Source organism: Candidatus Dormiibacterota bacterium (genome assembly GCA_035635555.1).
Taxonomy (GTDB): domain Bacteria; phylum Acidobacteriota; class Polarisedimenticolia; order Gp22-AA2; family Gp22-AA2; genus Gp22-AA3.
Genome location: DASQAT010000013.1, coordinates 56,440 through 70,305, shown reverse-complemented (window position 1 = coordinate 70,305; position 13,866 = coordinate 56,440). Strand labels below are relative to the sequence as shown.

14 protein-coding genes are annotated in these 13,866 nt (G+C 67.8%); 2 read left to right on the top strand and 12 right to left on the bottom strand.

The annotated features are described in order from the left end of the window. Positions 1-23: 23 nt before the first annotated feature. From VEW47_03595 to atpH, 6 genes are read right to left on the bottom strand one after another with little or no spacing between them, the layout of a single operon-like run. On the bottom strand, positions 24-446 hold the full coding sequence (locus VEW47_03595; GenBank protein HYS04255.1) for a F0F1 ATP synthase subunit epsilon: 423 nt from the start codon (positions 444-446) through the stop codon (positions 24-26). Positions 447-462: 16 nt separating this feature from the next. Next, positions 463-1,878: a F0F1 ATP synthase subunit beta gene (atpD, locus tag VEW47_03590; protein HYS04254.1), complete on the bottom strand. Its 1,416-nt coding sequence runs from the start codon at positions 1,876-1,878 to the stop codon at positions 463-465. 13 nt (positions 1,879-1,891) lie between these two features. Beyond that, on the bottom strand, positions 1,892-2,539 hold the full coding sequence (locus VEW47_03585; GenBank protein HYS04253.1) for a PH domain-containing protein: 648 nt from the start codon (positions 2,537-2,539) through the stop codon (positions 1,892-1,894). A 29-nt stretch (positions 2,540-2,568) separates the two neighbouring features. After that, entirely contained in the window at positions 2,569-3,471 is a 903-nt protein-coding gene (gene atpG / locus VEW47_03580; GenBank protein ID HYS04252.1) for an ATP synthase F1 subunit gamma, read from the bottom strand. A gap of 20 nt (positions 3,472-3,491) precedes the next feature. Next, positions 3,492-5,018 carry a F0F1 ATP synthase subunit alpha gene (atpA, locus tag VEW47_03575; protein HYS04251.1) on the bottom strand — a complete coding sequence of 509 codons (1,527 nt, stop codon included), beginning with the start codon at positions 5,016-5,018 and terminating at the stop codon, positions 3,492-3,494. Between the two features lie 40 nt (positions 5,019-5,058). Further along, positions 5,059-5,640 (bottom strand): ATP synthase F1 subunit delta, encoded by a 582-nt coding sequence (gene atpH / locus VEW47_03570; protein HYS04250.1) that lies wholly within the window; start codon positions 5,638-5,640, stop codon positions 5,059-5,061. Positions 5,641-6,070: 430 nt separating this feature from the next. On the opposite strand from atpH, the gene VEW47_03565 reads away from it, so the two are divergent. Next, complete coding sequence (locus VEW47_03565; protein HYS04249.1) at positions 6,071-6,628, top strand: PEGA domain-containing protein; 558 nt, start codon at positions 6,071-6,073, stop codon at positions 6,626-6,628. Between the two features lie 30 nt (positions 6,629-6,658). Here the strand turns inward: VEW47_03565 and VEW47_03560 are convergent, their stop codons facing one another. The 4 genes from VEW47_03560 to rsmG all read right to left on the bottom strand — a co-directional run bounded on the left by VEW47_03560 (position 6,659) and on the right by rsmG (position 9,597). Beyond that, positions 6,659-7,105: a polymer-forming cytoskeletal protein gene (locus VEW47_03560; protein HYS04248.1), complete on the bottom strand. Its 447-nt coding sequence runs from the start codon at positions 7,103-7,105 to the stop codon at positions 6,659-6,661. Positions 7,106-7,151: 46 nt separating this feature from the next. Continuing rightward, positions 7,152-8,018, bottom strand: coding sequence for a ParB/RepB/Spo0J family partition protein (locus tag VEW47_03555; protein HYS04247.1), 867 nt, complete (start codon positions 8,016-8,018; stop codon positions 7,152-7,154). Further along, positions 7,972-8,772, bottom strand: a complete 801-nt coding sequence (locus tag VEW47_03550) for a ParA family protein (protein ID HYS04246.1) — start codon at positions 8,770-8,772, stop codon at positions 7,972-7,974. The genes VEW47_03555 and VEW47_03550 overlap by 47 nt, the downstream gene beginning before the upstream one ends. Before the next feature lie 180 nt (positions 8,773-8,952). Then, on the bottom strand, positions 8,953-9,597 hold the full coding sequence (rsmG, locus tag VEW47_03545; protein HYS04245.1) for a 16S rRNA (guanine(527)-N(7))-methyltransferase RsmG: 645 nt from the start codon (positions 9,595-9,597) through the stop codon (positions 8,953-8,955). Positions 9,598-9,633: 36 nt separating this feature from the next. On the opposite strand from rsmG, the gene VEW47_03540 reads away from it, so the two are divergent. Next, positions 9,634-10,521: a hypothetical protein gene (locus VEW47_03540; protein ID HYS04244.1), complete on the top strand. Its 888-nt coding sequence runs from the start codon at positions 9,634-9,636 to the stop codon at positions 10,519-10,521. Here VEW47_03540 and mnmG read toward each other — a convergent pair. Continuing rightward, positions 10,451-12,403: a tRNA uridine-5-carboxymethylaminomethyl(34) synthesis enzyme MnmG gene (gene mnmG, locus VEW47_03535; GenBank protein HYS04243.1), complete on the bottom strand. Its 1,953-nt coding sequence runs from the start codon at positions 12,401-12,403 to the stop codon at positions 10,451-10,453. The genes VEW47_03540 and mnmG overlap by 71 nt on opposite strands. Beyond that, entirely contained in the window at positions 12,400-13,842 is a 1,443-nt protein-coding gene (gene mnmE / locus VEW47_03530) for a tRNA uridine-5-carboxymethylaminomethyl(34) synthesis GTPase MnmE (protein HYS04242.1), read from the bottom strand. Before mnmE ends, mnmG begins: the two co-directional genes overlap by 4 nt. Between the last annotated feature and the right edge of the window lie 24 nt (positions 13,843-13,866).

The window sequence follows — 13,866 nt, the reverse complement described above, 5'->3', positions numbered from 1 at the left end:
CCGGGCACGGACCCGGCTGCGCCTCAGGAAGGCTCGTTCGGCCCGATCCCCTGACTGATCTGGAGGCGGATGATCGACTTCTGCAGGGCGACCTGCGCGCGCTCGAAATCGGTGTCCGTCGCGCGCTCGCGCAGACGCTTCAGGGCGCGGTCGCGGGCCAGGGCGGCCCGTTCGCGGTCGATCCCCTCGGCACGCTCGGCGATCTCCGCGAGCACGCTGACCCGGTCCGGCAGGACCTCGGCGAACCCCCAGGCGATGGCCACGTATCCCTTCGCGCCGCCGCGACTGTACGCCAGCTCGCCGATGCCCAGGGTCGTGAGCAACGGTGTGTGGCCGGGGAGGACTCCGAGCGACCCCTCGCTGCCGGGGAGGACGACCGCGTCGACGACCTCGCTGACCACGCGCTTGTCGGGCGTCACGACTTCCAGGTGGATCGATTCGGGCAGAGGCATCGGTTTTTTCCTAGGCGGCCGTCTTCATCTTTTCGGCCTTGTCGCGCACCTCGTCGATCGCTCCGACCAGATAGAACGCCTGCTCCGGCAGATCGTCGTGTTTCCCCTCGAGGACTTCCCTGAAGGAGCGCACGCTCTCGGCGATCGGCACATATTTCCCCTTCAGCCCGGTGAACTGCTCCGCGACGAAGAACGGCTGCGACAGGAACTTCTGGATCTTCCGAGCCCGCGCCACGATGATCTTGTCCTCCTCCGACAGCTCGTCGATCCCGAGGATGGCGATGATGTCCTGCAGGTCCTTGTAGCGCTGCAGGATCCCCTGCACGCCGCGCGCCGTGTCGTAGTGCTCCTGTCCGACGACGCGCGGATCGAGGATGCGCGAGGTCGAGGCCAGGGGGTCGACGGCGGGGTAGATACCCAGCTCGGAGATCTTGCGGGACAGGTTGGTCGACGCGTCGAGATGGGCGAAGGTCGTGGCGGGAGCCGGATCGGTGTAGTCGTCCGCGGGCACGTAGATCGCCTGCACCGAGGTGATCGAGCCCTTCACGGTGGAGGTGATCCTCTCCTGCAGCTCGCCCAGCTCGCTGGCCAGCGTCGGCTGGTACCCGACCGCCGACGGCATCCGGCCCAGGAGCGCCGAGACCTCCGAGCCGGCCTGCGTGAAGCGGAAGATGTTGTCGATGAACAGCAGGACGTCCTGCCCCTCCAGGTCGCGGAAATACTCGGCGACCGTGAGACCGGTCAACCCGACACGCAGACGCGCGCCCGGCGGCTCGGTCATCTGGCCGTAGACCAGCGCGGTCTTGCTGATGACGCCCGACTCCTTCATCTCGAGCCAGAGATCGTTCCCCTCGCGCGTCCTCTCGCCGACACCGGCGAAGACCGACACGCCGCCGTGCTTCATGGCGACGTTGTGGATCAGCTCCTGGATCAGGACCGTCTTGCCGACCCCCGCGCCGCCGAACAGGCCGGTCTTGCCCCCCTTCAGGTACGGCTCGAGCAGATCGATGACCTTGATCCCGGTCTCGAACATCTGCAGCTCCGTGCTCTGCTCCTCGAAGGACGGCGCCTCGCGATGGATCGGCAGCATCGTCTTGGAGTTGACGGGACCCATCTTGTCCACCGGTTTCCCGAGTACGTTGATCACCCGTCCGAGAGTTTCCTTGCCGACGGGAACCATGATCGGGGCGCCCGTATCGATCGCCTTCATGCCGCGCACCATCCCGTCGGTCGGCTCCATGGCCACGCAGCGCACCCGCCCCTCGCCGAGGTGCTGCTCCACCTCGGCGGTCACGTCGACGGGGACCGGCGCCTCGGTCCCTTCGCTGGTGATCCGCACGGCGGTATAGATCTGGGGAATGTTCTCGTCCGTGAACTGAATGTCCACGACGGGACCGATGATCTGCACGACCTTTCCGACGTTCATCCGCGATCTCTCCTCATAGGCTTCGGCCGCAGAAGCGGCAGACCTTCGCCCGCGCCTTGATCGTTTCCGCGCAATACGGACACTCCCGCATGTCGTCCCTCGCCGCATCCGGCACGGCACCCGCCGCCGACAGCACCGTCGCGCGCCCCTGTCCTCCCGCCGCGGCCACGAACGGCGCGGCCTGACGGGCCGCGACGTTGTAGCGGGCCCTTTCCTGCTGCTCCAGGATCGTCTCCTTGAGCTCCATCGGGCGGGCCACCGTCTCGATCGTGGTCGATCCGACCTCCGCCGCCGTCTGGATGTTCAGGTCTCCGTACCCGAGCATCCGCCCCCAGATCGACTGCGTGCTGGTGACCTCGTTGATCTTGTCGAGCGGGCTGTCGACGGCGCGCACCGTCAGGACCCCCGACTCGTCGATCACCCGCTGCGACGTGACCGCCCACAGGTCCGCCCGCCACTCGAGCCAGCGCCACAGCCCCCACGCCGCCGCGAGCAGAAGGAGGACGGCGGCGGCCGGCCGAACGTACGGCCTCCTGACGAAGAAGGCCCCGATCAGACACCCGGACAGGAACAGCCCCACGGCGAACGGACCACCGAGGACGACGACATGGCGGCGCACGACCGCCACCAGATCCTCCCCCGGTCTCAGGCGCGTTCTCATCCCGTCCCGCCTTGGACTGAGCTCCACCGCTACCTCAGGGCCTCGGCGCCGCTCACGACCTCCAGGATCTCCTTGGTGATCGACGCCTGGCGGATCTTGTTCATCTGCAGCGTCAGCGAGTCGATCATCTCGCCCGCGTTGCGCGTGGCGTTCTCCATGGCCGTCATGCGGGCGCCGTGCTCCGCGGCCGCCGATTCCAGAAGCACCCGGTGCACCTGGATCATCACGTGCTTCGGCAGGAGGGCCGCGAACAGGGCCTCCTGATCCGGCTCGTAGATGTAGTCCTCGAGGGCCGGGGCGGCCGCGTCGGGCGCCTCGAACGCCCCGGGGCCGAACGTGCCCCGCGGGATCGGCAGGAGCGGCTCCACCACGACCCGTTGCTGGATCACCGACTTGAACTCGTTGTACACCAGCCGCACGGAGTCGATCGCCCCGCTCGTGAACTGCTCGATCAGGTCGGTGGCGATCCCCCGGGTGTCCTCGAGCGACACGTCCCTGATCAGGTCCACCTGGACGCGCCGCACCGGGTACGGGCGCCGCCGGAACCAGTCGCGCGCCTTGCGACCGATGATGTCCACCAGGATCGTCCCGGCCGCCGGCCCGGAGGAAGCCGCCAGGTCGTCCAGGACGGCGCGCGCCCGATTGACGATGTTCGTGTTGAACGATCCGCACAGACCCTTGTCGGCGGCGACCACGACCAGCAGCACCTTCCCCTCGGAGCGGCGCACCAGCAGCGGATGCTTCTCGGGGTTGGCGCGCGCCGCCAGGGAGGACAGCACCTCGAGCATCTTGCGGGCGTAGGGCCTCGCCGCCAGGATGCGGTCCTGCGCGCGGCGCAGCTTGGCCGCCGCCACCATCTTCATGGCGCGCGTGATCTGCTGCGTGCTCTTGACGCTCCGGATGCGGGTGCGATAGTCGCGGACGTTGGCCATGGTTGGCTGGGAGTGTGTCCCTAGGCGGCCGCCACCCTGGCCGCGAAATCGCTCTTGAAGTCGTCCAGGGCCTTGCGCAGCTCCGCCTTCATCTCGTCGTCGATCGTCTTCTTCTCGAGAAGCTTGCGTCCCACGGGACGGCCGGCGCCGTCGAGAAACTTGTAGAGGGCCTCCTCGAAGACGCGGATCTTCGGCAGCTCCAGGTCGTCGAGGTAGCCGTTTATCCCGGCGAAGATGGCGATGACCTGCTTCTCGACCGGCAGCGGCCGGAACTGCAGCTGCTTGAGGATCTCGGTGAGCCGCTGCCCACGCGCCAGCTGCGCCTGTGTCGCCTTGTCGAGGTCCGACCCGAACTGCGCGAATGCCGCCAGCTCGCGGTACTGCGCCATGTCGAGGCGGAGCGTGCCGGCGACCTGTTTCATCGCCTTGATCTGCGCGTTGCCGCCGACGCGGCTCACCGAGATCCCGACGTTCACCGCCGGACGGATGCCGGAATAGAACAGATCCCCCTCCAGGTAGATCTGACCGTCCGTGATCGAGATGACGTTGGTCGGGATGTACGCCGACACGTCCCCCGCCTGGGTCTCGATGACCGGCAGGGCGGTCAGCGAGCCGCCGCCGAGGGCATCGCTCAGCTTGGCGGCGCGCTCCAGGAGGCGCGAGTGCAGATAGAAGACGTCCCCCGGGTACGCCTCGCGCCCGGGCGGCCGGCGCAGGAGCAGCGAGATCTCGCGGTACGCGGCGGCATGCTTGCTGAGATCGTCGTAGATCAGGAGCGCGTGCTTCTTGTTGTCGCGGAAGTACTCGCCCATGGCGCAGCCGGCGTAGGGGGCGATGTACTGCAGGGTGGCCGGCTCGGAGGCCGAGGCGCTCACCACGATGCTGTAGGCCATCGCCCCGCCCTCCTGGAGCGTCTTGACCACCTGCGCCACGGTGGAGCGCTTCTGGCCGATGGCCACGTAGATGCAGATGACCCCGGTGTCCTTCTGGTTGAGGATGGCGTCGATGGCGATCGCGGTCTTGCCGGTCTGGCGGTCGCCGATGATCAGCTCCCGCTGTCCCCGGCCGATCGGGATCATCGCGTCGATCGCCTTGATGCCGGTCTGCAGCGGCTCCTTCACCGGCTGGCGATCGACGACACCGGGCGCTATCCGCTCCAGGGGTCCGGTCCGGGTCGTCGCAATCGGCCCCTTGCCGTCCAGCGGCTGGCCCAGCGGATTGACCACCCTTCCGATCAGCGCCTCGCCGATCGGGACCTCGATGATGCGCCTGGTCCGCTTGACGGTGTCCCCTTCCATGACCTTGAAGAACTCGCCGAACAGCACGGCGCCGACCGATTCCTCCTCGAGGTTCAGCGCCATGCCATAGACGTTGTGGGGCAGCTTCAGGAGCTCCCCCGCCATGCAGTTCTCCAGGCCGTAGATGCGGGCGATGCCGTCCCCGGCGGAGATGATCGTCCCCTCTTCCGAGACGTCCACGCCCGCCTTGAACCCTTCGATCTGCTGCCTCAGGACGCTGGTGATTTCGTCAGCCTTCAGTTCGGCCACGTCGCTGTCTCCTCAGGAAATTCCCGGCCGCGCACCGGTCTCAGTGCGTTCCGACCAGCCTCTCGCGCAGGGCCTCGAGATTGCGCCTCAGTGTCCCGTCGTAGATCTTCGACCCGATCCGCGTGCGCGCGCCCCCCAGGAGGGCGGGGTCGACGCGCTGTGTGATCTTCACGGTTCGCCCGGTCATCGTCTCCAGCGCCTCCCGCAACCGCCTGAGCTCGGCCGCCGACAGCGGCACCGCGGTCGTGGTCTCCGCCGACACGATTCCCAGCCGTTCGTCCTTCTCCTGTTCGAAGGCCCGCACGATCTCTCCGAGCGCCCCGAGGCGCCGGTTGGTGACGAGCAGGAGGAGGAAATTGCGCATGGCGTCGCTCAGCTTCCCCTTCCGCGCCATGGCCTCCAGGGCCGCCTTCTTGTCCTTCTGGTCGATCGAGGGATCGGCGAAGAAACGAGCGAACTTCGGATCGCCGTCCAGGACGCGGCGGACCAGAGCCAGCTCGGACAGAAGCGGCTCCAGACTGGACGTGTCCTTCTTGCCGGACCGGCCGGCCTCTCCGGGCTTCGTTTCGGCGTAGTCCGCGAGGGCCCGCGCGTACCGCTTCGCGACGGCGACTGGCTGCACTCGTGCTCTCCCGACAGGGAAGGACCGGCGGCCGGGACTTGAAGGACGCCGGAGGCAAATGCTTCGGGAACGGCGCAAAGTAGCATACGCCCCGGCGAAGTGTCAACGACGGCGAGGGTTAGCGCCGGCCTGGAGAGCGGCGACAGCGCCATTCCGACGCGCTCGACCGGTCAGGCCGTACGCATCGGAGGACGGCCGGCACGACCGACCCCGCGCCCGCCCCGCGATGCGATCGGCGCGCCGCTTTCACTCTCTGCGGATCCGCGAATTTCCGCCGGTTTCGCGCCTGGGCCGGCTTCCATAGAATGCAGCATCGGCGCGGCCTCCTGGCACGCCGGTTGCTGAACCATCAGGGTGTAAAGCAGGTGTGCCGGGCAAGGCCGCGAGACGGGATTCCAGCCGCCCCCGGCACTGGAAAGGAGAAGTTGCGATGCGACGCGCACGACAGCACATGACGCTGGCTCTGGCGCTCTCTTCCTTGCTGCTCTTCGGGACCACGCGGGCGCTGGCCGGCGTCCGCGGCGCCGTCCGGGGTCCGGGGGTCGTTCGGCAGAGAGCGGTTGTCTTCCGGGCGGCCTTCGGAGGTCCGTTTTACTGGGACCCCTTCTGGTACCCCTACTCCGGCTTCGGCTGGGGGATCTCCTACGCGTACGGTCCACCGTTCTACGGCGGCTACGCCCAGCTCCCGCCGCGCAACGCTGCGCCGGTGGAGCTGCACGTCAGCCCCCGGAAAGCGGACGTGATCGTCGACGGCACGAACGTGGGCCAGGCGCGGGATTTCAACTCGCGGGCGTACCCCTTGTGGCTGAAGACCGGGACCCACACCCTGGAGCTTGGCCGTCCCGGCTACCAGACGCTGCGCGTGAAGTTCGAGGTGAAAGGAGGAAGGGCTTACCGCGTGCATTACGAACTGCGTGAGGGAGAAGGACTCGATCCCCGTTCCTCGAAACGGGTCCAGGAGCCTCCGGCGGATTCGGAATCAGATTGAGGGTGCCGCGGCGTCCCCGGACGCCGGCGATCAGTTGGTCGAGCCGTGCCGCCTGATCGGCTCGACGTCCGCGTCCTTGGAGGACGTGTCGCGGACATCCTTCTTCTTGCCGGCGTTCATGTCGATGTTCCCCTCGAACACGCCCCCCTCGTGGATCACCAGGTTCGGCTTCTCGAGTGTGATATCACCGACGACCCGGCCGGTCGGATGAATCTCCAGCTTCTCCTTGACGTGGATCGTCCCGCTCACCTTGCCGCTCACGGACAGCACCCCGACGTCGACGTCCGCCTCGACCTCGCCCGACTCGCCTACGACCAGCTCCTTCTCCGAGATGATCTTGCCGCCGATCTTCCCGTCGACGCGCAGGACATCCCTGAAGCGGATCTCCCCGTGGATCTCCGTCCCTTCCGCCAGGAACCCGCTGATGTCGTCCTGGGCCACGTGGTCCTTGAGCAAGGCGTCCTTGCTGAACGGCATGACGAATCCTCCCTTCATCGCTTCCGCCCCCCTGCGGCGGGCCCTTTCAGTGCCCCTTTTCCGCGGTCAACAGGAACTCGTAGAGTCGTTGCAGCTCGTCGTCGCTGTAGAAGTCGATCTCGATCCTGCCGCCCTTCCCTTTCCTCGCGATGCGCACCTTCGTGGCCAGCGCCCGCGTCAGCCTTTCCGCGGCCGCCGCGACGTTCGGATCCACGGCCGCGGTTCGAAGCGGAGGCGTCCTGCGCCCCTTCCTGCCGCTCCGGTCGATCAGCCCGGCCACCCTCTCCTCGGTCTCGCGGACCGAGAGAAGGTTCTGGACCACCTCGTCGGCGACCTTAATTTGTGTCTCCGCGTCGGAAATTGCCATGATCACCTTCGCGTGACCCAGGGAGACACTTCCATCCCTCACGAGGCTCTGGATTTTATTAGGTAACTTCAATAGTCTCAACGAGTTGGATATTGAGGAGCGATCCCTCCCCACGCGCCTTGCCACGTCGGCATGGGACAGCTTCATGTCGTGCAGGAGAACCTCGTAGGCTCGCGCCTCCTCGATCGGGTTCAGCTCTTTCCTCTGGATGTTCTCGATCAGGGCGATTTCGAGAAGCCGGTCGTCCGCGACCTTCCTGACGATGGCCGGAATCCGCTCCATCCCCGCGACCTGGGCGGCGCGCCAGCGGCGCTCCCCCGCGATGAGCCGGTATCCGTCCGCCTCCTGCCTCACGATGATCGGCTGGACGATGCCGTTCTCGCGGATGGAGTCGACCAGTCCCTCGAGGCCGCTGAAATCGACGCGCGGCTGGTAGCGGCTGGGCTGGATCCGCTTCACGTCGAGCATCAACAGCCCGGCGTCGGCCGGCTGGGCCGGCTCAGGGATGAGACTGCTCAGTCCTTTGCCGAGTGCCTGTCTTTTCATAGCGCCTGATGACCTCGCGGGCGAGGTTGAGGTACGACTCCGAACCCTTGGACCGGATGTCGTACAGCATGATCGGTTTGCCGAAGCTGGGCGCTTCCCCCAGCCTGACGTTGCGCGGGACGATGGTCCGGTACACCCTCTCCTTGAAGAAGGAGCGTATGTCCGCGACCACTTGACGGGACAGGTTGGTGCGCTCGTCGTACATGGTGAGCAGGACACCGTCCAGTTCGAGCCCCTGGTTGAGCGAGGCCCGGATCCGGTAGAGGGTCTCCACGAGCTCCGAGACACCTTCGAGCGCCAGGTACTCGCATTGAACCGGAATCAGGATTCCGTCGGCGGCGGCCAGGGCGTTGATCGTCAGAAGGCCGAGCGACGGGGGACAATCCACCAGCATGTACTGAAACCGGTCGCGCACCGGTGCGAGCGCTTCCCTGAGGCGGAACTCGCGACCGGCGACATTGATGAGCTCGACTTCGATTCCGACCAGGTCCCGGCTGGCCGGAGCGACCCAAAGGAACTCGAGCTCCGTGCGGAGCAGCACCTGGTCGATTCCTCCCTCGCCGGACATGACCCCGTACATCTCCCCCCCCGGGTTCGGCTTCAACCCCAGGGCCTTCGTGGAGGAGGCCTGCGGATCCATGTCCACCAGAAGGGTCGAGCGCTCGGCGATCGCCAGAGCGGCCGCCAGGCTCACCGCGGTCGTGGTCTTGCCGACCCCCCCCTTCTGGTTCGCGATGGCGATGATTCGTCCCATGTGGCGCGCAGGTTAGCACACGCGCCACGCGATCCGGACCGGTCGATCGGGTCGACGAGCCTCTTCGAGATGTTCCACGTGGAACATCGCCGCCGGTCCCAAGCGTGGGTGGACAGGTCCCGGCATGTTCCACGTGGAACATCCCGGCATCCGCCCCACGATCTCCTGCCGGGAGAGCCCTCAGGCCGGGCCGGGCTCGAAGATCGCGAGGACAGAGCGAGGATCCGAAGGCAGGGGTCTCGTCTCCGAGAGCCGGAGCCCCTGGAACGGCGTGTGCCGTCGGAGGCGCTCCACCTCGTCCGTCGTCACGAAGAAGAGACCCTTGCCCCCCGGAACGAGGATACGGATCCCCTTCCCCTTCAGGAGATCGTCCGCACGGACGGCGCGCAGGGTGAGGTAACGGCAGGGAAGCAGATCCGCGAGGTCGGCGAGGCGTCGCACGCGCCTCGTTTCGACGCGCGCCTCCCTCAGCCCGAGTTCCCGGATGACGGCCCAGAGGAACGCCGACTTCTTCTCCGACGATTCGACGAGGACCAGCTCCAGCCCCGGGCGCAGGACCTTGAGCGGCACGGCCGGAAACCCGTTGCCTGATCCAAGATCGACGAGCCTCCCCTCGTCATCCAGGAGGTCGGCGATGGCAATCGGCTCGAGGAAGTGCCGCCTGGCGATCATCGATTCGTCCTTGAGCCCGGTCAGGTTCATCCGCCGGCCCCACGCTTTCAAGAGGCGATGGTGGGCTTCGAATCGGCTCAGCTCCTGATCCGACAGGGACCGGCCCGCCGCGCGGGCAATTTTGAGGAGAGTTTCGGTGAATGCGGCTACCATACCCGCGGAAGGGTAGCATCATCACCGGAGGGGCGCATGCGCGTCGGTCGTCCGGCCAGTCTTGTCCTCCTCGTCTCGTTGTCCCCGCTCGTGGTCGCCGCCGGGGCCGCGGCGCCTGCCCCCTCGCGGACGCCGGCGCCCGCACCGGGCCGCACGCCCCCCATGTCGGTACCGGAGCAGGTCCCCGCGACGGTCGACCTCGACGATCTCCTGCGGCGCCTCGGTGAGAGGGCCCACGCCTACGAGGCGATCGCCCTGCGCTTCGTGTGCATCGAATCGATCCGCACGACCGAGGATCAGCGCAACGAGCGGCGCTTCGACTACATGTACGTCCAGGCAGAAGAGCAGCGTTACAGGCCGTACCGCCAGATCCACACCGGACGTCTCGGCAAGACGGTCGCCGAGGCGAGCCTGGACTTCGACTTCCCGGACGCCTACTCCTGGACCCTGATGTTCGCGCCGGACCGCCAGCACCTGTTCCGATTCAAATACGCCGGCGAGGAGTGGTTCTCGCTCCGCCAGGCGTACATCCTGGCGTTCTCGGCCCCCTTGCCGTTCACTGCGGGAAAGACGATCTACGAATGGGGAGGCAGGATCTGGGTGGATGCGGAGAATTCGAACATTCTCAAGGTCGAGGCCGAGCCGGGCAACCAGACCGACAGGCTGAAGGAGGAGCTGAAGGCCTATCGCCAGGGCCCCCGTTTCCTCATCTATCCGATGGGCAAGAAGCCCCGCGGCTCGAGGTATAACATCACTTTTCTCAATGAATTACACGATATTTCCCTGCCCGACCAGGTCGAGGTTCGCCGCTTCACTCTCGATCTTCAGGGGGATGAGGAATGGGAGAGCCAGACTATATTGAGGTACAGCGGCTATCAGTTCTTCGGGGTGGACGTGAAGGACCTGTTCCAGCCTCGCAAGTAGCCGCCCTTCGCCCCTTCTCCAGATAGATATTGATCAGGCTGAGCGCGGCCGGCGTGACTCCCGAGATGCGGGCCGCCTGGGCCAGGGTTGCCGGGCGTGCGCGCTGCAGCTTCTCGACCACCTCGCGCGACAGACCGGGGATCCCTTCGTACTCGAAGCCGGACGGGATGCAACGTCCCTCTTCCCGCCGGAGCCGTTCCAGGTCCTTCTGCTGTCTTTCGATGTAACCGCCGTACCGCATGCGATTGGCGACGTAGAGACGGTCGCGCCGCCGCAGCCCCTGCGGGGCCGCGTCACCGAGGAAACGCTCCATCGCCTCGATGCTCACGTCGCTGCGGCGGAGGAGAAGGGCCGGCGTCGTCGGCTCGAGGATGCGGACACCGAGCGTCTCCTCCGCCCTCCGTCGCGTCTCCTCCTTCGGCGTGAGGGTGAGTGTCTCGAGCAGGCGCTCGAACGAACGCACACCGTCGCGCCGCGCCTCGAAGCGGGCGTAGCGCTCGTCGCCGACGAGGCCGACGCGACGGCCGTGCCCCGTGAGACGCAGATCGGCGCTGTCGATGTCCAGCAGCAGCCTGTACTCGGCGCGCGAGGTGAACATCCGGTAAGGCTCGGCGGTCCCTTTCAGGACCAGGTCGTCCACCAGCACCCCGATGTAGGCCTCCCCGCGCGACAGGACGAGCGGCGGTTCGCGCCGCACCAGGAGGGCCGCGTTGATCCCGGCCATCAGACCGAGAGCCGCGGCCTCCTCGTACCCGGTCGTGCCGTTGATCTGCCCCGCCAGGAACAGGCCGCGCACCGATTTCGTCTCGAGCGTGTGCCGGCACACGGTCGGTTGCACGAAGTCGTACTCGACGGCGTAGCCGGCGCGCGCCACCTCGGCATGCTCCAGGCCGTGGATGGAGCGCACGATCTCGAGCTGCACCTCGGCCGGCAGACTGGTGGAGATGCCGTTCAGGTAGATCCACGGATGATCGCGTCCCTCCGGCTCGACGAAGATCTGGTGCCGGTCGCGGTCGGCGAAGCGCACGACCTTGTCCTCGATCGACGGGCAATAGCGCGGACCGGTCGAGGTGATCCGCCCGGTGTACAGAGGGGATCGGTCGAGACTCCCGCGGATGATGGCATGCGTTCCAGGGTTCGTGAAGGTGATGTGGCAATCGACCTGGGTCGTCGTGATCGAGTCGGTCTCGAAGGAGAACGGGACCGGCTCCGGATCGCCCGGCTGCCGATCGAGGACGTCGAAATCGACCGAGCTCCTCAGGACCCTCGGCGGCGTGCCGGTCTTCAGCCGCCCCATCGGAAAGCCCAGCCTGGCCAGGGCTTCCGACAGGCCGACGGCGGCCCCCTCGCCCACGCGGCCGCCCGCTCGGTTCTCGAGACCGACATGCAGGAGACCGCGCAGGAACGTGCCGGTCGTGACCACCGCGCAGCCGGTCTCGAGCGTCCGGCCGGCGGCCATGACGACACCGCGCAGAATGCCGTCCTCGACACGGAGGTCGACGACCTCTCCCTCGACCAGCCTGAGTCGATCCGTCGTCGCGACCACGCGCCGCATCCTCTGCGAGTAGGCCTCCTTGTCGGCCTGGGCGCGCGGCGCCTGGACGGCGGGGCCGCGACTGGCATTGAGCAGGCGGAACTGGATGCCGGTCTCGTCGATCGCGCGCCCCATCTCGCCGCCGAGCGCGTCGATCTCGCGTACCAGGTGTCCCTTGGCCAGGCCCCCGATCGCCGGATTGCACGACATGCGCGCCACGGCGTCCGCATCGAGCGTCACGAGCGCCGTTTCGCACCCCAGGCGCGCCGCGGCGAGCGCCGCCTCGCAGCCGGCGTGGCCGGCGCCGATGACGACGACATCGAAACGGTCCCGTCCGGTCTCGCTCATTTGCCGATGCAGAATGTCAGGAAGATGCGCTCGTAGATCCCGTCGATGCCGACCTCCCCGGTGATCTCCCCCAGCCGGTCGAGCGCCTCGCGGCAGTCCAGGAGGAGACACTCGTCCGACACGCCGCGGTGTGCCCCCTCCTCGGCGCGCGCCAGCGCCGCGGCCGCCCGCACCAGCAGATCGCGGTGCCGCACGTTGGTGACGAAGGTCTCCTCGCGCCCGACGACCCCTTCCAGAGCGACCGCCTGCCCGAGCGCCCGGCGCAGGGTCTCGATCCCCTGCCCGGTCTTCGCCGACACCTCGAGAGCGCCGCGCCTCTGCTTCAGCCGGAGCACCGTGTCCAGGCCGAGGCCGCAGGCCAGGTCGATCTTGTTGAGGATCACGAGACAGCGTCCGTCCGCGACGGCGTCCAGGAGACCGTTCTCCTCTTCCGAGAGAGGTCGCGACCAGTCGAGTACCAGGAGCACGCGGTCGGCGGACTCGAGCGCGCCGCGCGCCCGGCGCACCGCCTCGGCGTCCGCCTCGTCGCGCGGCGCGTGCAGCCCCGCGGTGTCGAGAAGGGTCACCGGCACGCCCCCCAGATCGAGCGTTTCCTCCAGCACATCGCGCGTGGTCCCTTCGACCGGCGTGACGATGGCGCGGTCCTCCTCGAGCAGACGGTTGAAGAGGCTCGACTTGCCGGCGTTCGGAGGGCCGGCCAGGGCGACCGTCGCCCCTTCACGCACCCGCCGCCCGCGCTCGTAGGTGCCCGCCAGGGTCTCGATCCCCTCCCTCAGCGAGCGCGCCTCGGGCCACGCCCCCTCGTCCGGCAGGAAGCGCCCGGCCTCGGACTCCTCCGAGAACTCGATCGAAGCCTCGAGCCGCGCCACGAGCTCGACCAGGCGGTCCTTCAGACGGTTGACCGCTTCCGATATCCGGCCGCGCACCTGGTCGTGGGCCACTTTGGCCTGGAACGCGGTGCGCGCCTCGATCAGGTCGCGGATCGCCTCCGCCTGGGTCACGTCGATCCGGCCGTTCAGGAAGGCGCGCAGCGTGAATTCCCCAGGAGTCGCGGGCCGGGCCCCGGCCGCGACGGCTGTCGACAGCAGGAGACGCAGCGCCGCGGGGCTGCCGTGCGCCCACAGCTCGGCCGTCTCTTCCCCGGTGAAGGTCGCCGGAGGATGGAACACGACCAGGTAGCCGTGGTCGATGGTGTCCGCCGCCGCGTCGACGAAGCGGCCGAATACCGCCTGCCCCGACGCCGTGGGAGCGGCGATCGCCGCGGCCGGACGGAACAGCGAGCGGGCGAGGGTCGCGGCCCGCGGGCCCGACAGCCGGACGACACCGATCCCCCCGCGGCCGGGCGGCGTGGAGATGGCGACGATGGTCTCCGGATCGACCGCCGCGGACGGCTCGACGTCGTCGTGAGCGGCCGGGGGGAGTGGGCGGAGCTCGATCATGGGTGGCGGTCTTCGCGCTGCACG